The sequence below is a fragment of the Streptomyces sp. ALB3 genome (assembly GCF_044385685.1).
Lineage (GTDB): Bacteria > Actinomycetota > Actinomycetes > Streptomycetales > Streptomycetaceae > Streptomyces.
Genome location: NZ_JBISCE010000003.1, coordinates 274,067 through 293,582, shown reverse-complemented (window position 1 = coordinate 293,582; position 19,516 = coordinate 274,067). Strand labels below are relative to the sequence as shown.

Below are 19,516 nucleotides of genomic sequence, written 5' to 3'. Positions count from 1 at the left end.
ATGCTGTGGTCCGACCCCGAGAACGAGCCCCCGAAGGAACTGCGCGACGCCCAGGACATGATGCGCCGCGCGGGCCTGGTGCTGGCGCTCGCCATGGTCGTGGCGATGTTCGTCCTGGGCACCCGCTGAGGTCCCCTGGGCCCGCCTACGATGGCGGGTATGACTGATCAGCGCCGCCTCGTGCTCGCCTCCGCGTCCCCCGCCCGTCTCGGTCTCCTGCGTCAGGCGGGTTTCGCCCCCGAGGTGATCGTCAGCGGCGTGGACGAGGACGCGCTCACCGCTCCGACGCCGGGGGACCTCGCGCTCGTCCTGGCCGAGGCGAAGGCCGCCGCGGTGGCGGCCCGGCCCGAGGCCGCCGGCGCGCTCGTCATCGGCTGCGACTCGGTGCTGGAGCTGGACGGTGAGGCGTTCGGCAAGCCGGCCGACGGCGAGGAGGCCACCGCCCGCTGGAAGTCCATGCGTGGCAGGTCGGGCATCCTGCAGACGGGTCACAGCCTCATCGACACGGCCACCGGCCGTACGGCGTCGGCGACCGCGTCCACCGTCGTCAGGTTCGGCGAGCCGACGGACGCCGAGGTGGCGGCCTACGTCGCTTCGGGTGAGCCCCTCCACGTGGCGGGAGCGTTCACCCTGGACGGCCGCTCGGCGCCGTTCGTCGAGGCGATCGAGGGCAGCCACGGCAACGTCATCGGGCTCTCGCTGCCGCTGCTGCGGCGCCTGCTCGGCGAACTGGACGTGTCCGTCACCGACTTGTGGGTCTGATCGGGGCCGGCGTCACACCGGCGCGGGCGCCTCTCCGGCACCGGCCCGCCGCGCTTCGGGCTCCCGTCGCTCGAACATCACCAGGGTCAGCACGATCAGGGCCAGGACGGCCATCAGGAAGGCGAAGGCCGCCCAGCCGAGCAGCCCCACCGCCAGTGCGCCCAGCACTCCGTGGACGACCGCGCAGCCGATGAGGGCGATCCTGGCGAAGCGGCCCGGGGCCCGGTCGCGCACACCGGCCAGGAGGGGGATCACTCCGCAGCACGCCAGCAGCACACCGGAGACACCGCCCATCACCCAGGTGCCGGTGACCATGGCGTCAGGGTCCATTCCGGCCAGGGACATGCTCTGGTTGCCGGCGACGGTCGCGAGGACGCCGTTGACGATCACGATGCCCACGGCTTCCACGAACAGAACGATCGCGGTCGCGAAGGCCACTGGTCTGCGCACCACGGCGCCACCCCTCTGTTACCTGCAGTACGTGCGGTAGCGCGGACCCTACTAACGGGTAACGCTCCGGACAAGGGGTCGGGCACGCCTCGCGCCGACGCCGGAGCCCCGCGCCGCCGCCCGTGGCGCCGGCCGTCGGCACCGTCGCGTGGCGGCGGCAAAGTTTCCCTCGTCCGTTCGTAGGGAGTCCACAAAGAAACGCCGCGCGGCGTTGACCGTACGAACAGAGACTTGAGCCACACTTCGTGGCTACTGTGCGGTTAAGGATCCCGGCGTACCGTGGTGCCACAAGGGATTTCGCGACTCGAGCAAGCCTCGAATCACACTCCGTGTGGGCAAGTTCACTATTGGGGACGGGTCGTACGGCCGTGTCGGTAGTCCCTAAACTCAGCTTGTTCTCAAGGAGGGAGTCATCGTGCGCAAGGTGCTCATCGCCAACCGTGGCGAAATCGCTGTCCGTGTTGCCCGGGCTTGCCGGGATGCCGGAATCGCGAGCGTAGCCGTCTACGCCGATCCGGACCGGGACGCTCTGCATGTGCGCGCGGCCGACGAGGCGTTCGCTCTGGGCGGTGACACCCCGGCCGCCAGCTACCTGGACATGGCCAAGGTGCTCCAGGCGGCCAAGGACTCGGGAGCGGACGCGATCCACCCCGGCTACGGCTTCCTGTCGGAGAACGCGGAGTTCGCCCAGGCCGTGCTCGACGCGGGCCTCACGTGGATCGGCCCGCCGCCCCAGGCGATCCGGGACCTCGGCGACAAGGTCGCGGCCCGCCACATCGCACAGCGTGCCGGTGCCCCGCTGGTCGCCGGCACCCCCGACCCGGTGAGCGGTTCGGCCGAGGTCGTGGAGTTCGCCGAGAAGAACGGCCTGCCGATCGCGATCAAGGCGGCCTTCGGTGGCGGCGGGCGGGGCCTGAAGGTGGCCCGCACGCTGGAGGAGATCCCCGAGCTGTACGACTCCGCCGTCCGTGAGGCCGTCGCGGCGTTCGGCCGCGGTGAGTGCTTCGTGGAGCGCTACCTCGACAAGCCGCGGCACGTGGAGACCCAGTGCCTGGCCGATACCCACGGCAACGTCGTCGTCGTGTCCACCCGTGACTGCTCCCTCCAGCGCCGCCACCAGAAGCTGGTCGAGGAGGCCCCCGCGCCGTTCCTGTCCGAGGCTCAGAACGCCGAGCTGTACGCGGCGTCGAAGGCGATCCTGAAGGAGGCCGGCTACGTCGGCGCCGGCACGGTCGAGTTCCTCGTGGGCGTGGACGGCACGATCTCCTTCCTGGAGGTCAACACCCGCCTCCAGGTCGAGCACCCGGTCACCGAGGAGGTCACCGGCCTCGACCTCGTGCGCGAGATGTTCCGCATCGCCGACGGCGAGGAGCTCGGCTACGGCGACCCGGCCGTGCGCGGCCACTCCTTCGAGTTCCGCATCAACGGCGAGGACCCGGGCCGTGGCTTCCTGCCCGCCCCCGGCACCGTCACCCTGTTCGCGCCGCCCACCGGTCCCGGTGTCCGCCTCGACGCGGGCGTGGAGACCGGCAGCGTCATCGGCCCCGCGTGGGACTCCCTGCTGGCCAAGCTGATCGTCACCGGCGCGACCCGTGAGCAGGCCCTCCAGCGCGCCGCGCGCGCGCTGGCCGAGTTCCAGGTCGAGGGCATGGCCACCGCCATCCCCTTCCACCGCGCGGTCGTGGCCGACCCGGCGTTCACCTCCGACCCCTTCCGGGTCCACACCCGGTGGATCGAGACCGAGTTCGTCAACGACATCAAGCCCTTCACGGTCCCCGCGGACCAGGAGGCCGACGAGGAGTCCGGCCGCGAGACCGTCGTCGTCGAGGTCGGCGGCAAGCGCCTCGAGGTCTCCCTGCCCTCCTCGCTCGGCATGAGCCTGGCCCGCACCGGCCTGGCGGCCGGCGCGAAGCCCAAGCGCCGCGCGGCCAAGAAGGCCGGCTCCGCGGCCTCCGGCGACACCCTGGCGTCCCCGATGCAGGGCACCATCGTCAAGATCGCCGTCGAGGAGGGCCAGGAGGTCAAGGAAGGCGACCTCATCGTCGTCCTCGAAGCGATGAAGATGGAACAGCCCCTCAACGCCCACCGCTCCGGCACGGTCAAGGGCCTGGCTGCGGAGGTCGGCACGTCGGTGTCGTCCGGCGCCACCATCTGCGAGATCAAGGACTGAGTACTCGTGCTCGTCACTGGGGGCCCGGCATCCGCCGGGCCCCCAGTGGCATCCTTGGGACGCGGAGCGGACACCCAGGAGGACACGGCGATGGCGATGAGCACGGCACCGACACCGGCCCGGCCGATGCGCGCCGACGCGCGCCGCAACTACGACCGGCTGCTGAGCGAGGCGCGTACGTCCTTCGCTGCCCACGGCACGGACGCCTCGCTGGAGGACGTCGCCCGGCGGGCGGGCGTCGGCATCGGCACCCTGTACCGGCACTTCCCGAACCGTCAGGCCCTGATGAACGCCGTGTTCCAGGAGGCCCTGGCCGCGCTGCTCGCCCGCTCCCGCGAACTGGCGGAAGCCGACCGGCCGTGCACCGCGCTGGTGGAGTGGCTGGGCGCGATCGTCACGCACGCGGGTGAGTACCGGGGTCTGGCGCAGGCGCTCATGACGGCGTCGGGGGACGAGACCTCGGCGCTGACGTCCTGCCATGTGCCGCTGCGTCAGGCGGGGGCGCGCTTGCTGGCGCGCGCGCAGTCGAGCGGCTCGGTGCGCGCGGACGTGTCGATCGACGACCTGCTGCAACTGACGAACGCGATCGCGCTGGCCGCCGAGCAGACCCCGGCCGATCCCGCCCTGGCCGACCGCCTGCTGCGGCTGACGCTCCGCGGCCTGAAGGCCGACCCGGCCGGCGGCCGGCCGCCGACGCCTCCGCCCGGCGGCTGACGGGCTCCTGACGGGCCCGCACGCGCCGGTGCCTCTTACCGGCGCCGCAGGTCCGCGACCCGTCCCACCGGCCCTTCCGCCAGCGCGGCGGCACTCCGCAGCTGGGGGCCGAGCCCTCCCGGCCCTCCGTGGCCGCCGGGCGTACGCCGCTGGCCCGGCAGCGGCATGTCCTGCCGCGACTGCCGTCCGGGCGGGACGCCGTCACCGGGACCGGCCTCGGTGCCGGGCCCCGCCACCGTGATCTCCACGCCCTGGTCCGCCAGGGCCTGGAGCTCGGTGGCCGCACGCTCGTCGTGGGCCGGTGGTCCGTCCGTCACCAGACGGGTGATCAGCTCCGTGGGCACCGTCTGGAACATGGTGTCGGAACCGAGCTTCGTGTGGTCCGCCAGGACCACCACCTCGGCCGCGGCCTGCACCAGCGCCCGGTCCACGCTCGCGGAGAGCATGTTGGACGTGGACAGCCCGCGCTCCGCGGTGAGCCCGCTCCCGGAGAGGAAGGCACGGCTGACCCGCAGCCCTTGGAGGGACTGCTCGGCACCGCTTCCGACGAGCGCGTAGTTGCTCCCGCGCAGGGTGCCTCCCGTCATCACGACTTCCACCCGGTTGGCATGGGCCAGCGCCTGGGCGACGAGCAGGGAGTTGGTGACCACGGTCAGACCGGGCACCCGCGCGAGCCGGCGGGCCAGCTCCTGCGTGGTCGTTCCGGCGCCGACCACGATGGCCTCGCCCTCACCGACCAGGCCGGCCGCAAGGTCGGCGATGGCCGTCTTCTCCGCGGTGGAGAGATGGGATTTCTGTGGGAAGCCGGACTCCCGCGTGAAACCGCCCGGCAAGACCGCACCGCCGTGGCGGCGGTCGAGGAGTCCTTCTGCCTCCAGTGCCCGCACGTCCCGCCGTACGGTCACTTCGGAGGTCTGGACGACGCGGGCGAGCTCACGGAGCGATACCGCCCCGTTGGCGCGCACCATTTCGAGGATCAATTGACGACGTTCTGCAGCGAACACGAAACTGACAGTAACCTGGCCGTACGTTGCTTTTCAGCAGTTTGCGCCGAATAACAGAAGTTGTGCACAGGCGGGGCCCCCCGGTGGTATAGGAGGCCCCGCCTGTGTACGAGCGGTGCGGACGGCGGCCGGTACTACGCCTCGCCGGTGCTCTTGCGGGTGTGCAGCTGCCGCGCCACCTCGGCGATCGAGCCGGACAGCGACGGGTACACGGTGAAGGCGTTGGCGATCTGCTCCACCGTCAGGTTGTTGTCGACGGCGAGCGAGATCGGGTGGATCAGCTCGCTGGCCCTCGGCGCGACGACACAGCCGCCGACCACGATGCCGGTACCGGGCCGGCAGAAGATCTTGACGAAGCCGTCCCGGATGCCCTGCATCTTGGCGCGCGGGTTGCGCAGGAGCGGCAGCTTCACGACACGGGCGTCGATCCTGCCCGAGTCGACGTCGGCCTGGCTGTAACCGACGGTGGCGATCTCCGGGTCGGTGAAGACGTTGGCGGAGACCGTCTTCAGGTTCAGCGGCTGCACCGCGTCGCCCAGGAAGTGGTACATCGCGATGCGGCCCTGCATCGCCGCGACCGAGGCCAGGGCGAAGACCCCGGTGACGTCACCCGCGGCGTACACGCCGGGGGCGCTGGTGCGTGAGACCCGGTCGGTCCGGATGTGCCCGGACTCCTTGAGCTGCACCCCTGACTCCTCGAGGCCCATGCCCGCGGTGTTGGGGATCGCGCCGACCGCCATCAGGCAGTGGCTGCCCGTGATGACGCGGCCGTCGGCCAGGGTCACCTCGACGCGGTCGCCGGCACGCTTGGCGGACTGGGCGCGGGAGCGGGCCATGACGTTCATGCCGCGGCGCCGGAAGACGTCCTCCAGGACGGCGGCGGCGTCCGGGTCCTCGCCCGGGAGCACCCGGTCGCGGGAGGAGACCAGCGTGACGCGCGAGCCGAGTGCCTGGTAGGCGCCGGCGAACTCGGCGCCGGTGACGCCCGAGCCGACCACGATGAGCTCCTCGGGAAGCTCGTCCAGGTCGTAGACCTGGGTCCAGTTCAGGATGCGCTCACCGTCGGGCTGGGCGTCCGGGATCTCCCGGGGGTGGCCGCCGGTCGCGATCAGCACCGCGTCGGCCGTGAGCCGCTCCTCGGTGCCGTCGGCGGCGGTCACCACGACCTGGCGGGACCCGTCGGCGGCCTGGAGCCCTTCCAGCCGCCCGCGGCCTCGCATGACCCGGGCGCCCGCGCGGGTGACGGAGGCGGTGATGTCGTGCGACTGGGCGAGGGCGAGGCGCTTGACACGCCGGTTGACCTTGCCGAGGTCCACACCGACCACCCGGGCGGCCTGCTCGATGTGCGGGGTGTCGTCGGCGACGATGATGCCGAGCTCCTCGTAGGAGGAGTCGAACGTGGTCATCACCTCGGCCGTCGCGATCAGGGTCTTGGAGGGCACGCAGTCGGTGAGGACCGACGCGCCGCCGAGGCCGTCGCAGTCGACGACGGTCACCTCCGCGCCGAGCTGGGCGCCGACCAGTGCCGCCTCGTAGCCGCCGGGGCCGCCGCCGATGATCACGATCCGGGTCACGAAAAGTCCGCCTCGCGTGGTGTCATCCCACGGCCGTCTGCCGCCCCGGCCGGGGGTCCGGGGGGTCGCCCCGGCGTATGCAGTACGTAATTCATTGTCCCGCACGCGCCAAGCGCCTTCGCCCCGGGGCCCTCCATACGGGAACCGGCCAGGCCGGGGCACGGCCCCCGGCCCGCGCGGACCGCCCGCGACCGGGCCTCTTCGCCCGTGGAACCCGGCACGTCCCCGGCGCCTCCCGTACCCTCGACCCCATGTCGCTCTACGCCGCATACGCCGGCAACCTCGACGCGCGGCTGATGACGCGCCGCGCACCGCACTCCCCGCTGCGCGGCACGGGCTGGCTCAACGGCTGGCGGCTGACGTTCGGCGGGGAGCAGATGGGCTGGGAGGGCGCGCTGGCCACGGTGGTGGAGGCACCCCGTTCCCAGGTGTTCGTCGCGCTGTACGACCTGGCGCCGATGGACGAGGACTCCATGGACCGCTGGGAGGGCGTGGGCCTCGACATCTACCGGCGGATGCGGGTGCGCGTGCACACGCTGGACGGCGAGGAGCCGGCCTGGATGTACGTCCTGAACGGCTACGAGGGCGGGCTGCCCTCGGCCCGCTATCTGGGCGAGGTGGCGGACGCCGCCGAGTCCGCCGGCGCGCCCCACGACTATGTGATGAACCTCCGCAAGCGCCCCTGCTGAGCAGGGCCCTCCGGGCCGTTTGTACGAACGTACGAGCAGGACCGGCCAGACTCTCCACGGGTGCATCTACGCGCGTAGGGAATCACCGGTTACCCTCGTCCGCGTGAACGCATCTGTTATTCCGGACCACATCCAGGGCGACCCCCACGCCGCCGCCGCCGACGCCGCCGCCCGCCTGCGCGAGCTGACCGGCGTCGAGACCCACGACGTCGCTCTCGTGATGGGCTCCGGGTGGGCCCCCGCCGGCGATGCGCTCGGCATCCCGGAGGCCGAGTTCCCGGTCACCGCGCTGCCCGGGTTCCCGGCCCCGGCGGTCGAGGGCCACGGCGGCACGATCCGCTCGTACCTGATCGGCGGGAAGCGTGTCCTGGTCTTCCTGGGCCGGACGCACTACTACGAGGGCCGCGGCGTCGCCGCCGTCGCCCACGGCGTCCGTACGGCCGCCGCGGCGGGCTGCGCGACCGTCGTCCTGACGAACGGGTGCGGAGGGCTGCGCGAGGGCATGCGCCCCGGTCAGCCGGTCCTCATCAGCGACCACATCAACCTGACGGCGGCCTCGCCGATCGTGGGCGCGAACTTCATCGATCTGACCGACCTGTACTCGCCGCGGCTGCGCGCGCTTTGCAAGGAGATCGACCCGACGCTCGAAGAGGGCGTGTACGTGCAGTTCCCCGGCCCGCACTACGAGACTCCGGCCGAGATCGGCATGGTCCGGGTCATGGGCGGCGACCTGGTCGGCATGTCCACCGTCCTGGAGGCCATCGCGGCACGTGAGGCGGGCGCTGAGGTGCTGGGCATCTCCCTGGTCACGAACCTGGCGGCGGGCCTGAGCGGCGAACCGCTCAACCACGAGGAGGTCCTCCAGGCGGGCCGCGACTCGGCGACCCGGATGGGCGCGCTGCTGGCGCGGGTACTCGACCGGATCTGACCGGCGGCAGCCGGACCCGGCGTTCCGGGCGCGGGGGCCGGAAGGGCCCCGGCGGCCCCGCGCCGGGGCCCACCCCCGACCCCACCACACCGCAGAAAGGCGGACACCGTGCAGCAGGACCTCATCACGCGGGCCAGGACCTGGCTCGCCGAGGACCCGGACCCCGAGACCCGCGCCGAGCTCGCCGGGCTCATCGACGCCGGAGACCTCGCGGCGCTGGAGAACCGTTTCGCGGGCACGCTCCAGTTCGGCACGGCCGGGCTGCGCGGCGAGATCGGCGCCGGCCCGATGCGGATGAACCGCTCCGTCGTCATCCGCGCCGCCGCCGGACTGGCGGCGTACCTGACGGCGCGGGGGCGGTCCGGCCAACTCGTCGTCATCGGCTACGACGCCCGCTACAGGTCCGCCGACTTCGCCCGCGACACCGCGGCGGTGATGACCGGCGCGGGTCTGCGCGCGGCCGTACTGCCCCGTCCGCTCCCGACGCCCGTCCTGGCGTACGCCATACGGCACCTCGGGGCCGTCGCCGGCGTGGAGGTCACGGCCAGCCATAACCCGCCGCGCGACAACGGCTACAAGGTCTACCTCGGCGACGGCTCGCAGATCGTGCCCCCGGCCGACGCGGAGATCGCCGCCGCGATCGCGGCGGTCGGTCCGCTCGACGGCGTACCGCGCCCGGAGTCGGGCTGGGAGGTCCTCGGTGACGAGGTCCTGAGCTCCTACCTGGAACGTACGGACGCCGTCCTCGGTCCCGGATCGCCGCGCACCGCCCGGACGGTCTACACCGCGATGCACGGCGTCGGCACCTCCGTCCTGACGGCCGCCTTCGCGCGGGCCGGGTTTCCTGACCCCGTGCTCGTGGCCGAACAGGCGGAGCCCGACCCGGCGTTCCCCACCGTCGCGTTCCCCAACCCGGAGGAACCCGGCGCCATGGATCTCGCGTTCGAGACCGCGCGCGGGGCCCGGCCGGACCTCGTCATCGCGAACGACCCGGACGCCGACCGGTGCGCCGTCGCCGTCCCTGACGCGTCGGCGGACGGCGGCTGGCGGATGCTGCGCGGCGACGAGGTCGGCGCGCTGCTCGCCGCGCACCTGGTGGACCGGGGCGCCACGGGCGTGTTCGCCGAGTCGATCGTGTCCTCGTCCCTGCTCGGCCGCATCGCGGAGGAGGCCGGGCTGGGCTTCGCCGAGACGCTGACGGGCTTCAAGTGGATCGCCCGCGTCGACGGTCTGCGCTACGGCTACGAGGAGGCGCTGGGTTACTGCGTCGACCCGGAGGGGGTCCGCGACAAGGACGGCATCACGGCCGCGCTGCTGATCACGGAACTCGCGTCCGTGCTCAAGGAGCGGGGCCGCACCCTCCTCGACCTGCTGGACGACCTCGCGGTCGCACACGGCCTGCACGCCACGGACCAGCTGTCGGTCCGGGTGGAGGACCTGACGGTGATCGCGGACGCCATGCGGCGGTTGCGCGAGACGCCCCCGGCCACCCTGGCGGGTCTCCCCGTCACCTCGGCCGAGGACCTCTCCCACGGCACGGACGCGCTGCCGCCGACCGACGGCCTGCGCTACCGCCTGACGGGGGCCAGGGTCATCGTCCGCCCGAGCGGCACGGAGCCCAAGCTCAAGTGCTATCTGGAAGTCGTGGTCCCGGTCGCCTCGGCGGACGAGCTGCCCGCCGCCCGCGCGAAGGGCGAGGAGCTGCTGAGCGGCATCAAGCGGGATCTGGCGGCCGCCGCCGGCATCTGACACCGCATGTGCGGCGGGGCGCGCGGGCGGCCCACGCCCGGGCGCCCCGCCGCACGCTCGCGTGCGGCCCGTGGGCCGTCAGGCGATCGCGAGCAGCACCACGAGCAGCACCGCGCCGACCACGGCCGGGGCGATCACCTCGTAGGCCCAGCGCACCGAGGCGGCGGTCGTGCCCTGCTCCTCACGGCCGGCGGCGCGCTCGGCGAGTTCCCTCAGCTCCCCCACCGCCTGGTCGGCTGCGGCCGCGCGGGCCTGGGTGTCCCGGACGTCGGCGTGCACGGAGGTCCTGCCGTACGGGTCGTCGTGTGCCTGCTGGGTGGCCTTCCTGGCGGCGCGCTTGCGTTCGCGCAGCGACACGGGGACCGCCCACAGCTGGTACTTGGCACCGCTGTGGGTGAAGATCTCGCTGGAGTACGCGGCGCGCACGGTGGAGACGTCGGACCAGGGGAGCACGATCGTGCGGAACGGGTTGCGGATCCGGATCCGCTCCTCGTCGGCGAACACGGCCGGGCGCAGCGTGAACGCCACGATCAGCGGCACCACCGTCAGCAGCGCGGCCAGAGCCAGCCACGGCACCCATCCCGCTCCCCGGACCACCGCGTCGCCGCCGATCCAGCCGGCCAGCAGGATCAGCAGCGCGCCGCTGACCAGCCCGGCACCCGACCGGAAGGTCCGGTCGGCGTAGGAGGGCTCGGTGGGGGGTGTGGGGCTCGTCATGGTCCGATTCTGCCTGAAGCGGCACGGTGCGCGGGGCGCGCCCTCGTCCGTCCCGTGGAAGGTCCGGAACGGGTAGGCCCCTGTACAGGTCGCTACGCGCGTAGATATGCTCATGTGGTGACCATGCCCACCACTGCACCCTCCCCCGAGCCCTCAGCTCCGTCCGGGCGGGGAGGCGCCTCTTTCGCCGACGCGACGGCGTCCGACAGCGCGCTGCGCCGCTTCCTGCACGGGCTGCCCGGTGTCGACACCGTCGGCCTCGAAGCGCGCGCCGCCTCCCTCGGTACCCGATCGATCAAGACGACCGCCAAGGCGTACGCCATCGATCTCGCCATCTCGATGATCGATCTGACGACGCTGGAAGGCGCGGACACCCCGGGCAAGGTCCGGGCTCTGGCCGCCAAAGCGGTCAACCCCGACCCCACCGACCGCACGACCCCGCGCACCGCGGCCGTCTGCGTCTACCCCGACATGGCGGCGACGGCCGTCGCCGCGCTGGCCGGCTCGGGGGTGAAGGTCGCGTCCGTCGCGACGGCCTTCCCCGCCGGACGCGCCGCGCTGGACGTCAAGCTCGCGGACGTCCGCGACGCCGTGGCGGCCGGGGCCGACGAGATCGACATGGTGATCGACCGGGGGGCCTTCCTCTCCGGCCGCTACCTCAAGGTCTACGAGGAGATCGTCGCCGTGAAGGCCGAGTGCGGCTCCGCGCGGCTGAAGGTGATCTTCGAGACCGGCGAACTGTCCACGTACGACAACATCCGGCGGGCCTCCTGGCTCGGGATGCTGGCCGGGGCGGACTTCATCAAGACGTCGACCGGCAAGGTCGGCACCAACGCCACCCCGGCGAACACCCTGCTGATGCTGGAGGCCGTGCGCGACTTCCGGGAGCAGACGGGCGTGCGGATCGGCGTGAAGCCCGCGGGCGGCATCCGCACCACCAAGGACGCGATCAAGTTCCTCGTCCTGGTGAACGAGACCGCGGGCGAGGACTGGCTGGACAACCACTGGTTCCGCTTCGGCGCCTCCAGCCTGCTGAACGACTTGCTGATGCAGCGCCAGAAGCTCAGCACCGGCCGCTACTCCGGCCCCGATTACGTGACGGTGGACTGATACGCCATGGCATCCGCATTCGACTACGCACCGGCGCCGGAGTCCCGCTCCGTCGTCGACATCGCCCCTTCGTACGGCCTGTTCATCGACGGCGAGTTCGCCGAGGCCGCCGACGGCAAGGTCTTCAAGACGGTCAGCCCGTCCACCGAGGAGGTGCTCTCCGAGGTCGCGCGAGCAGGCGCCGAAGACGTGGACCGCGCCGTGAAGGCGGCCCGCAGGGCGTTCGAGAAGTGGTCGGCGCTGCCCGGCTCCGAGCGCGCCAAGTACCTCTTCCGGATCGCCCGGATCATCCAGGAGCGCTCCCGCGAGCTCGCCGTCCTGGAGACCCTGGACAACGGCAAGCCGATCAAGGAGACCCGCGACGCGGACCTCCCGCTGGTCGCAGCACACTTCTTCTACTACGCGGGCTGGGCCGACAAGCTGGACCACGCGGGCTACGGCGCGAACCCCCGCCCGCTCGGCGTGGCCGGCCAGGTCATCCCGTGGAACTTCCCGCTGCTGATGCTCGCGTGGAAGATCGCCCCGGCGCTCGCCACCGGCAACACGGTGGTGCTGAAGCCGGCCGAGACGACCCCGCTCTCCGCGTTGTTCTTCGCCGACATCTGCCGCCAGGCGGGCCTCCCCAAGGGTGTCGTCAACATCCTGACCGGTTACGGCGACGCGGGCTCCGCCCTCGTCGAGCACCCGGACGTGAACAAGGTCGCCTTCACCGGGTCGACCGCCGTCGGCAAGGCCATCGCCCGGCAGATCGCGGGCACCGGCAAGAAGGCCACGCTCGAACTGGGCGGCAAGGGTGCCAACATCGTCTTCGACGACGCCCCGGTCGACCAGGCCGTCGAGGGCATCGTGACCGGCATCTTCTTCAACCAGGGCCAGGTCTGCTGCGCGGGCTCCCGGCTCCTCGTCCAGGAGTCCGTGCACGACGAGGTGCTGCACGCCCTCAAGCGCCGGCTGTCCACGCTGCGGCTCGGCGATCCGCTGGACAAGAACACCGACATCGGCGCCATCAACTCCGCCGAGCAGCTGTCCCGGATCAGCGCGCTCGTCGAGACGGGCGAGGCGGAGGGCGCCGAGCGGTGGTCCGCGCCGTGCGAACTGCCGTCCGCCGGATACTGGTTCGCACCGACCCTCTTCACCGGTGTCACCCAGGCCCACACCGTCGCCCGCGACGAGATCTTCGGCCCGGTGCTGTCGGTGCTGACGTTCCGTACGCCCGACGAGGCGGTGGCGAAGGCCAACAACAGCCAGTACGGCCTCTCGGCGGGCATCTGGACGGAGAAGGGCTCCCGCATCCTCGCGGTGGCGGACAAGCTCCGTGCGGGCGTCATCTGGGCCAACACGTTCAACAAGTTCGACCCGACCTCGCCGTTCGGCGGATACAAGGAGTCGGGCTTCGGCCGCGAGGGCGGCCGTCACGGTCTGGAGGCCTACCTCGATGTCTGACGGGCGACTGAGCGTCTTCAAGACCTACAAGCTGTACGTCGGGGGCAAGTTCCCCCGCTCCGAGAGCGGCCGGGTGTACGAGGTGACGGACTCCAAGGGCAGGTGGCTGGCGAACGCCCCGCAGTCCTCCCGCAAGGACGCGCGTGACGCCGTCGTGGCCGCGCGCAAGGCGTTCGGCGGCTGGTCGGGCGCCACCGCGTACAACCGCGGACAGATCCTCTACCGCGTCGCGGAGATGCTGGAGGGGCGCCGGGAGCAGTTCGTGCGGGAGGTGGCGGACGCCGAGGGGCTGTCGAAGTCCAAGGCGGCGGCCGTCGTCGACGCGGCGGTCGACCGCTGGGTCTGGTACGCGGGCTGGACGGACAAGATCGGCCAGGTCGTGGGCGGGGCCAACCCGGTCGCTGGCCCGTTCCTCAACCTGTCCACCCCGGAGCCCACGGGCGTCGTCGCGGTCCTGGCCCCGCAGGAGTCGTCGTTCCTGGGCCTGGTCTCGGTGGTCGCCCCGGTGATCGCCACGGGCAACACCGCGGTCGTCATCGCCTCGGCGGACGCACCGCTGCCCGCCCTCTCCCTGGGCGAGGTGCTGGCCACGTCGGACCTGCCGGGCGGAGTGGTGAACATCCTGTCGGGCGCGACGGCGGAGCTCGCCCTCCCCCTGGCCTCGCACCAGGACGTCAACGCGATCGACCTCACGGGGGCGGACGCCGGCCTGGCGAAGGAACTGGAGGTCGCGGCGGCGGACAACCTGAAGCGTGTCCTGCGCCCGTCCGCCGCCCGTCCACAGGCTGTGGACGCGGCCGACTGGTCGGCCGATCCCGGTACGCACCGCCTGACGGCGTTCCTGGAGACGAAGACGGTCTGGCATCCGACGGGCGCGCTGGGGGCCTCCGGCTCCTCGTACTGACCCGGGCACGACGTGGGGCCGCCCCTGGGGCGGCCCCACACGCACGCGTGCCCGGGGTCAGCCGGTGATCAGACCGGTCACCTGCCCGACGACGGGCAGGTCGCCGAGCGCGGCGCCGCTCGTGAGCGGGTCGGTGACCACGGCCGTGGTCACCGGCTTGAAGTCGGCGATCTGGGTACCCACCGCGTTGTCCAGCGGGTCCACGCCCGTCCCGGCCAGCGGGTCGAGCTGAAGGTCGGTCACGGGCTCGACGGCTCCCGCGAGCCCGTAGCCGAGCGCGCTGGTCAGCGCGGGCGCCGCCGCCTCGCCGACCGCCCCCAGGGTGCTGTCCGCGGTGTCCGCGCCGGCCGCGGGCGTGACGGGCAGCGGCGCGGCCTGGGCCGCCGCACCTCCCGCACCGAGTGCCGCGCCCAGCGCGGTGAGGGTCAGTCCGGCGCGCAGCAGGGCGCGGTGCCGGGGCTTGGACAGTGCATGACGTGCCATGTTTTCCCACCTGATCGGGACGTGTCGGGTAATCATCCGTGCGCGCAGAGTAGTTGAGGTGTGATGCTCGATACCAACAGGACCTCCCGGGGATCCCCTGCGCGGGTCAATGCCTCACACTTCTGTTCTGTGAGTTCCCAACCGATCCCCACGCGCGTCGTGCTGCTCTCCGGTCCTTCCGGCTCCGGCAAGTCCTCCCTCGCGGCCCGCAGCGGTCTCCCGGTGCTGCGTCTGGACGACTTCTACAAGGAGGGAAACGATCCGACACTGCCGCTGGTCACCGGCAGCGCGGACATCGACTGGGACTCGGTCCTGTCCTGGGACGCGGACGGCGCGGTCGCGGCCATAGCGGAGCTGTGCGGCACGGGGCGGACGTCCGTCCCCCTCTACGACCTCGCCACGAGCTCCCGTACGGGCCGCGAGACGCTCGACATCGCGCGCACGCCCCTGTTCGTCGCGGAGGGCATCTTCGCGGCGGACATCGTGGAGCGGTGCCAGGACCTGGGTCTGCTCGCGGACGCCCTGTGCCTGCGCGGCCGGCCGTCGACGACGTTCCGCCGCCGGCTGGTGCGCGACCTGCGGGAGGGCCGCAAGTCGGTCCCGTTCCTGCTGCGGCGCGGATGGCGGCTCATGAGGGCCGAGCGGGGGATCGTGGCCCGGCAGACGGCGCTGGGCGCGTACCCCTGTGGCGGACGGGAAGCACTCGGCCGGCTGGCCGCGGCGGCGGCGGGTCGCTGCCGGGCCCCGCGGAGCCGGGTGCCGAACTAGAGCGCGCTCACCGCCGGCGCGCGCCGCGCCGCGCGTAGCCCGGCGGCGCGTGGCCGCCTCCGGTGCGGACGACGTGGAACAGCGGGGCCGGACAGGACCCCCCGGCCCGTCCGGCCCCGCCGCGTTCTCCCCCGTGACCGCCGCCTCCCCCGAAGCCGCGGCCTTCCCCCGTTCCCCGTTACCCCGTTCCCCCGTAGACCTCAGGCCACCAGCTCGCCGAAGGACTCCTCCTCGTCACGGCCGAAGCTGAGGACCTCGTCCTCGCGCAGCCGGCGGAGCGACCGCCAGATGCTGGACTTCACCGTGCCGACACTGATGTCGAGGATGGACGCGATCTCCGGGTCCGTGCGGCCCTCGTAGTAGCGGAGCACCAGCATCGTGCGCTGGAGTTCCGGCAGACGCGCGAGCGCCTGCCAGAGCACCGCCCGCAGTTCCGTGCCCCGCATCGCGTCCGTGTCGCTCACCGTCTCCGGCAGCTCCTCGGTCGGGTATTCGTTGAGCTTGCGCCTGCGCCACGCGCTGATGTGCAGGTTGGTCATGGTGCGGCGGAGGTATCCGCCGACCGCCGCCTTGTCACTGATCCTGTCCCACGCCCGGTACGTGGAGAAGAGGGCGCTCTGCAGCAGGTCCTCGGCCTCGAACCGGTCGCCGGTCAGGTGGTAGGCGGTCGCGTACAGGGAGGCGCGGCGCTCCTGGACGTAGGCGGTGAACGCCGCTTCGGCGTCCTCCGTCCGGACCAGGGGCTTCCGCTCCCCCGGAACCTCCCCGTACGCGCTTCCCCCGCTCTCCCCCGTGGGCGCGTCGACCATCGTCAGGTACGACGCGTGCTGACGCCCGGCGCCACGAACGCACCCCCGCACTCCGGCACCGGACTTCTCCTGACTCCGCCCGACGTCGTGAAGGCGCGTGACTACTGCGCTTGAAGTGGTGCTGTGCAGTGCGTTCATCTGGCGCCCCCCATCGGTGGAGTCCGTTCGTTCCGTGTGACCACGAGCTTGCCGGGGCAGTTTCATGGCGCTGTCCCCCGACTGTCACAGGGCTGTCACAGGGCATGACGGAGGAGCAAGTCGGGGGGATTGTCGAAACGTGGCACCACCATGGGCCAGAATGACCCCCGTGCCTTTCCTGTTGCTCATCGAGGACGACGACGCCATCCGCACAGCCCTCGAACTCTCCCTGTCACGCCAGGGCCACCGTGTGGCCACCGCGGCGACGGGAGAGGACGGCCTGGAGCTGCTCCGTGAGCAGCGGCCCGACCTGGTCGTGCTGGATGTGATGCTGCCCGGGATCGACGGTTTCGAGGTCTGCCGGAGGATCCGGCGTACCGACCAGCTGCCGATCATTCTGCTGACCGCGCGCAGCGACGACATCGACGTCGTGGTGGGGCTGGAGTCCGGCGCGGACGACTACGTGGTGAAACCCGTGCAGGGCCGGGTGCTCGACGCCCGGATCCGCGCGGTCCTGCGCCGAGGGGAGAGGGAGTCCACCGACTCGGCGACCTTCGGCAGTGTCGTCATCGACCGTTCGGCGATGACCGTCACGAAGAACGGGGAGGACCTGCAGCTCACGCCGACCGAGCTGCGGCTCCTGCTCGAACTGAGCCGTCGGCCCGGACAGGCCCTGTCCCGCCAGCAGTTGCTGCGGCTCGTGTGGGAGCACGACTATCTCGGTGACTCACGACTGGTGGACGCCTGTGTGCAGCGGCTGCGGGCGAAGGTGGAGGACGTGCCGTCCTCGCCGACACTGATCCGTACCGTGCGCGGTGTGGGGTACCGGCTGGATTCGCCTCAGTGAGCGATTCCGCGAAACGTTCCATACTCGCGGGTCTTCGCTGGACCAGCTTGCGGCTGCGGCTCCTGATCGTGTTCGCGCTGGTGGCCCTGACGGCGGCCGTGTCCGCGTCGGGCATCGCGTACTGGCTCAACCGGGAGGCCGTCCTGACGCGTACGCAGGACGCGGCGCTCGGTGACTTCCGGCGCCAGATGCAGAACCGCGCGGCCTCGCTGCCGCTCCAGCCGACGGCCGGGGACCTGCGCGACACCGCCGAACAGATGGCCAGCAGCAGCCCCGGCTACCACGTGCTGCTGATCGGCACCAACGACGGCAAGCCCGTCACCGGTTCCTCCGACCTCGACGCCTTCACCAAGGCCGACGTGCCCGTCTCGCTCCAGAAGCAGGTGAACAAGAAGCAGCCGCTGACGTCGGCCAACACCTTTGAGTACCACCTGTTCTGGCAGCGTACGACCTTGGGCGGCACCCCGTACCTGGTGGCCGGGACGAAGATCATCGGTGGTGGTCCCGCCGGATACATGCTGAAGTCGCTCGACCAGGAACGCGAGGACCTCAATTCGCTGGCCTGGTCCCTGGGGATCGCCACCGCGCTGGCCCTCGTCGGCTCGGCGCTCCTCGCCCAGGCCGCGGCGACGACCGTGCTCCGGCCGGTGCAGCGGCTCGGTGACGCGGCCCGCAAGCTCGGCGAGGGCAAGCTCGACACCCGTCTCGTGGTCTCCGGCACCGATGAACTCGCCGATCTCTCCCGCACCTTCAACAAGGCCGCGAGTTCGCTGGAGAAGAAGGTCGAGGACATGAGCGCGCGGGAGGAGTCGAGCCGGAGATTCGTCGCCGACATGTCGCACGAACTGCGCACCCCGCTGACCGCCATCACCGCGGTCGCCGAGGTGCTGGAGGACGAGGCGGACAGCCTGGACCCGATGATCGCTCCCGCCGTCCACCTGGTGGTGAGCGAGACACGACGGCTGAACGACCTGGTCGAGAACCTCATGGAGGTCACCCGCTTCGACGCCGGTACGGCCCGCCTCGTCCTGGACACCGTCGACGTCGCCGACCAGGTGACCGCCTGCATCGACGCCCGCGCCTGGCTGGACGCGGTCGACCTGGACGCGGAGCGCGGCATCATGGTGCGGCTCGATCCGCGCCGGCTCGACGTGATCCTGGCGAACCTGATCGGCAACGCGCTCAAGCACGGCGGGTCGCCCGTGCGGGTGTCCGTGCGGACCGACGACGACGAGCTGGTCGTCGAGGTCCGCGACCACGGCCCCGGCATCCCCGAGGAGGTCCTGCCGCACGTGTTCGACCGCTTCTACAAGGCGAGTGCGTCCCGTCCGCGTTCCGAGGGCAGCGGTCTCGGTCTGTCCATCGCGGTGGAGAACGCGCACATCCACGGCGGTGACATCACGGCCGCCAACCTGCCGGACGGCGGGGGCGCGGTGTTCGTGCTGCGGCTTCCCCGTGACGCGGAGCGGCTGGCCGGCACCACGGACGGCGACGGGGGCGGCGACGGGAACGAGGAGGGCGGCGCGACGTGATGCGCGGCAGAGACGCGTACGGCATACGCCGCCCGGCAGGGGCGCGCGGACGCGGGGGCCCGGGGTGGCGCCCCGCGCGGGCGGTCACCGCCGCCCTCGCCGTCACCGTCTGCGCGGTGCTGGCCGCCGGGTGCGGCATCAGGAGCACGTCGGTGCCGGTCGACGCCGGGGCGGCTCCCTCCCGGGTGCCGTGCCGGGCCTCCGGCACGGGCACGGGGAACCATCCGGCCGGAACGCTGACGCTCCAGGTGTACCTGCTCTGTGCCTCCCAACTGCTCGCGGTGGACCGTGTGGTGGAGATGGACGAGTCGGACTCCGACCGGCTCGGGGTGGCACGGTCGCTCCTGGCCCAGCTGCAGCAGCGGCCGTCCGCCGACGAGCGGCGTGAGGGCTTCTCCACCCGCGTACCGGAGGGGCTCACCGTCGCCGGGGGGCTCCGGGACGACCCGGAGGGCACACTGCGTCTGAGCGAGCACCCCGAGGACCTGCCGGCCGGCGCGCTGGCGCAGTTGGTGTGCTCCTTCGCGGAGAGCGACGGCTTCGGCGATCCGGTGCTGCTCGGGGGCCCGGGTGAGTACCGGGCGCGGAGCTACGCGTGCACGCCGGAGACGAGAGCGCGCCCGGCCGACGGGGTGGGGAGCCGGACCGCCGCGCCCTGAACACCGCCCGGCCCGGGGCCGGTCCCGGCGTACCGGCCCGTGCGGCCGCCTTCGTAGGATGTCGGC

20 protein-coding genes are annotated in these 19,516 nt (G+C 72.1%); 14 read left to right on the top strand and 6 right to left on the bottom strand.

Annotated features, from left to right (window positions below; genetic code table 11):
- Together mmpB and ACHFIV_RS03235 are read left to right on the top strand one after the other, a co-directional pair.
- Positions 1-129 carry a morphogenic membrane protein MmpB gene (gene mmpB, locus ACHFIV_RS03240; RefSeq protein ID WP_398963138.1) on the top strand — a complete coding sequence of 43 codons (129 nt, stop codon included), beginning with the start codon at positions 1-3 and terminating at the stop codon, positions 127-129.
- Positions 130-150: 21 nt separating this feature from the next.
- Positions 151-762: a nucleoside triphosphate pyrophosphatase gene (locus tag ACHFIV_RS03235; RefSeq protein WP_398963135.1), complete on the top strand. Its 612-nt coding sequence runs from the start codon at positions 151-153 to the stop codon at positions 760-762.
- A 12-nt stretch (positions 763-774) separates the two neighbouring features.
- Here ACHFIV_RS03235 and ACHFIV_RS03230 read toward each other — a convergent pair whose 3' ends face one another.
- Positions 775-1,215, bottom strand: coding sequence for a hypothetical protein (locus tag ACHFIV_RS03230; RefSeq protein WP_398963133.1), 441 nt, complete (start codon positions 1,213-1,215; stop codon positions 775-777).
- Positions 1,216-1,627: 412 nt separating this feature from the next.
- On the opposite strand from ACHFIV_RS03230, the gene ACHFIV_RS03225 reads away from it, so the two are divergent.
- Together ACHFIV_RS03225 and ACHFIV_RS03220 are read left to right on the top strand one after the other, a co-directional pair.
- Positions 1,628-3,382, top strand: coding sequence for an acetyl/propionyl/methylcrotonyl-CoA carboxylase subunit alpha (locus tag ACHFIV_RS03225; protein WP_398963130.1), 1,755 nt, complete (start codon positions 1,628-1,630; stop codon positions 3,380-3,382).
- A gap of 90 nt (positions 3,383-3,472) precedes the next feature.
- Complete coding sequence (locus ACHFIV_RS03220; RefSeq protein ID WP_398963127.1) at positions 3,473-4,096, top strand: TetR/AcrR family transcriptional regulator; 624 nt, start codon at positions 3,473-3,475, stop codon at positions 4,094-4,096.
- Between the two features lie 35 nt (positions 4,097-4,131).
- Here ACHFIV_RS03220 and ACHFIV_RS03215 read toward each other — a convergent pair whose 3' ends face one another.
- Positions 4,132-5,100 carry a DeoR/GlpR family DNA-binding transcription regulator gene (locus ACHFIV_RS03215; RefSeq protein WP_398963125.1) on the bottom strand — a complete coding sequence of 323 codons (969 nt, stop codon included), beginning with the start codon at positions 5,098-5,100 and terminating at the stop codon, positions 4,132-4,134.
- A 134-nt stretch (positions 5,101-5,234) separates the two neighbouring features.
- Positions 5,235-6,674 (bottom strand): NAD(P)H-quinone dehydrogenase, encoded by a 1,440-nt coding sequence (locus ACHFIV_RS03210; RefSeq protein ID WP_398963123.1) that lies wholly within the window; start codon positions 6,672-6,674, stop codon positions 5,235-5,237.
- Between the two features lie 251 nt (positions 6,675-6,925).
- On the opposite strand from ACHFIV_RS03210, the gene ACHFIV_RS03205 reads away from it, so the two are divergent.
- The 3 genes from ACHFIV_RS03205 (at position 6,926) to ACHFIV_RS03195 (ending at position 10,040) form a co-directional block, all read left to right on the top strand.
- A complete protein-coding gene (locus ACHFIV_RS03205; RefSeq protein WP_033297850.1) occupies positions 6,926-7,363 on the top strand; it encodes a gamma-glutamylcyclotransferase in 438 nt (145 codons plus the stop codon).
- A 103-nt stretch (positions 7,364-7,466) separates the two neighbouring features.
- Positions 7,467-8,291: a purine-nucleoside phosphorylase gene (locus ACHFIV_RS03200; protein WP_398963121.1), complete on the top strand. Its 825-nt coding sequence runs from the start codon at positions 7,467-7,469 to the stop codon at positions 8,289-8,291.
- Between the two features lie 108 nt (positions 8,292-8,399).
- Positions 8,400-10,040 (top strand): phospho-sugar mutase, encoded by a 1,641-nt coding sequence (locus ACHFIV_RS03195; protein ID WP_398963118.1) that lies wholly within the window; start codon positions 8,400-8,402, stop codon positions 10,038-10,040.
- A 78-nt stretch (positions 10,041-10,118) separates the two neighbouring features.
- Here the strand turns inward: ACHFIV_RS03195 and ACHFIV_RS03190 are convergent, their stop codons facing one another.
- On the bottom strand, positions 10,119-10,757 hold the full coding sequence (locus ACHFIV_RS03190; protein WP_398963117.1) for a PH domain-containing protein: 639 nt from the start codon (positions 10,755-10,757) through the stop codon (positions 10,119-10,121).
- A 123-nt stretch (positions 10,758-10,880) separates the two neighbouring features.
- Between ACHFIV_RS03190 and deoC the strand changes: the two genes are divergently transcribed.
- The 3 genes from deoC to ACHFIV_RS03175 are packed head-to-tail and all read left to right on the top strand — an operon-like array spanning position 10,881 to position 14,214.
- Positions 10,881-11,867, top strand: coding sequence for a deoxyribose-phosphate aldolase (gene deoC, locus ACHFIV_RS03185; protein WP_398963114.1), 987 nt, complete (start codon positions 10,881-10,883; stop codon positions 11,865-11,867).
- A 6-nt stretch (positions 11,868-11,873) separates the two neighbouring features.
- On the top strand, positions 11,874-13,310 hold the full coding sequence (locus ACHFIV_RS03180; protein WP_398963111.1) for an aldehyde dehydrogenase family protein: 1,437 nt from the start codon (positions 11,874-11,876) through the stop codon (positions 13,308-13,310).
- On the top strand, positions 13,303-14,214 hold the full coding sequence (locus ACHFIV_RS03175; protein ID WP_398963108.1) for an aldehyde dehydrogenase family protein: 912 nt from the start codon (positions 13,303-13,305) through the stop codon (positions 14,212-14,214). Before ACHFIV_RS03180 ends, ACHFIV_RS03175 begins: the two co-directional genes overlap by 8 nt.
- Positions 14,215-14,271: 57 nt before the next feature.
- Here ACHFIV_RS03175 and ACHFIV_RS03170 read toward each other — a convergent pair whose 3' ends face one another.
- Positions 14,272-14,697 (bottom strand): hypothetical protein, encoded by a 426-nt coding sequence (locus ACHFIV_RS03170; RefSeq protein ID WP_398963107.1) that lies wholly within the window; start codon positions 14,695-14,697, stop codon positions 14,272-14,274.
- 63 nt (positions 14,698-14,760) lie between these two features.
- On the opposite strand from ACHFIV_RS03170, the gene ACHFIV_RS03165 reads away from it, so the two are divergent.
- Positions 14,761-15,465 (top strand): uridine kinase, encoded by a 705-nt coding sequence (locus ACHFIV_RS03165; RefSeq protein ID WP_398963104.1) that lies wholly within the window; start codon positions 14,761-14,763, stop codon positions 15,463-15,465.
- 200 nt (positions 15,466-15,665) lie between these two features.
- Here ACHFIV_RS03165 and ACHFIV_RS03160 read toward each other — a convergent pair whose 3' ends face one another.
- Positions 15,666-16,412: a SigE family RNA polymerase sigma factor gene (locus tag ACHFIV_RS03160; RefSeq protein WP_398963101.1), complete on the bottom strand. Its 747-nt coding sequence runs from the start codon at positions 16,410-16,412 to the stop codon at positions 15,666-15,668.
- Positions 16,413-16,581: 169 nt separating this feature from the next.
- On the opposite strand from ACHFIV_RS03160, the gene afsQ1 reads away from it, so the two are divergent.
- From afsQ1 to ACHFIV_RS03145, 3 genes are read left to right on the top strand one after another with little or no spacing between them, the layout of a single operon-like run.
- Positions 16,582-17,259, top strand: coding sequence for a two-component system response regulator AfsQ1 (gene afsQ1 / locus ACHFIV_RS03155; protein WP_015578482.1), 678 nt, complete (start codon positions 16,582-16,584; stop codon positions 17,257-17,259).
- Entirely contained in the window at positions 17,256-18,791 is a 1,536-nt protein-coding gene (locus tag ACHFIV_RS03150; RefSeq protein ID WP_398963098.1) for an ATP-binding protein, read from the top strand. The genes afsQ1 and ACHFIV_RS03150 overlap by 4 nt, the downstream gene beginning before the upstream one ends.
- Positions 18,791-19,450: a hypothetical protein gene (locus ACHFIV_RS03145; protein ID WP_398964179.1), complete on the top strand. Its 660-nt coding sequence runs from the start codon at positions 18,791-18,793 to the stop codon at positions 19,448-19,450. Before ACHFIV_RS03150 ends, ACHFIV_RS03145 begins: the two co-directional genes overlap by 1 nt.
- Positions 19,451-19,516 lie beyond the last annotated feature (66 nt).

Coding starts and splice junctions, on each gene's coding strand:
- mmpB (WP_398963138.1), top strand. CDS start 1: ATGCTGTGGTCCGACCCCGAGAACGAGCCCCCGAAGGAACTGCGCGAC.
- ACHFIV_RS03235 (WP_398963135.1), top strand. CDS start 151: ATGGCGGGTATGACTGATCAGCGCCGCCTCGTGCTCGCCTCCGCGTCC.
- ACHFIV_RS03220 (WP_398963127.1), top strand. CDS start 3,473: ATGGCGATGAGCACGGCACCGACACCGGCCCGGCCGATGCGCGCCGAC.
- ACHFIV_RS03205 (WP_033297850.1), top strand. CDS start 6,926: ATGTCGCTCTACGCCGCATACGCCGGCAACCTCGACGCGCGGCTGATG.
- ACHFIV_RS03190 (WP_398963117.1), bottom strand. CDS start 10,757: ATGACGAGCCCCACACCCCCCACCGAGCCCTCCTACGCCGACCGGACC.
- deoC (WP_398963114.1), top strand. CDS start 10,881: ATGCCCACCACTGCACCCTCCCCCGAGCCCTCAGCTCCGTCCGGGCGG.
- ACHFIV_RS03180 (WP_398963111.1), top strand. CDS start 11,874: ATGGCATCCGCATTCGACTACGCACCGGCGCCGGAGTCCCGCTCCGTC.
- ACHFIV_RS03175 (WP_398963108.1), top strand. CDS start 13,303: ATGTCTGACGGGCGACTGAGCGTCTTCAAGACCTACAAGCTGTACGTC.
- ACHFIV_RS03170 (WP_398963107.1), bottom strand. CDS start 14,697: ATGGCACGTCATGCACTGTCCAAGCCCCGGCACCGCGCCCTGCTGCGC.
- ACHFIV_RS03165 (WP_398963104.1), top strand. CDS start 14,761: ATGCTCGATACCAACAGGACCTCCCGGGGATCCCCTGCGCGGGTCAAT.
- ACHFIV_RS03160 (WP_398963101.1), bottom strand. CDS start 16,412: ATGAACGCACTGCACAGCACCACTTCAAGCGCAGTAGTCACGCGCCTT.
- ACHFIV_RS03145 (WP_398964179.1), top strand. CDS start 18,791: ATGCGCGGCAGAGACGCGTACGGCATACGCCGCCCGGCAGGGGCGCGC.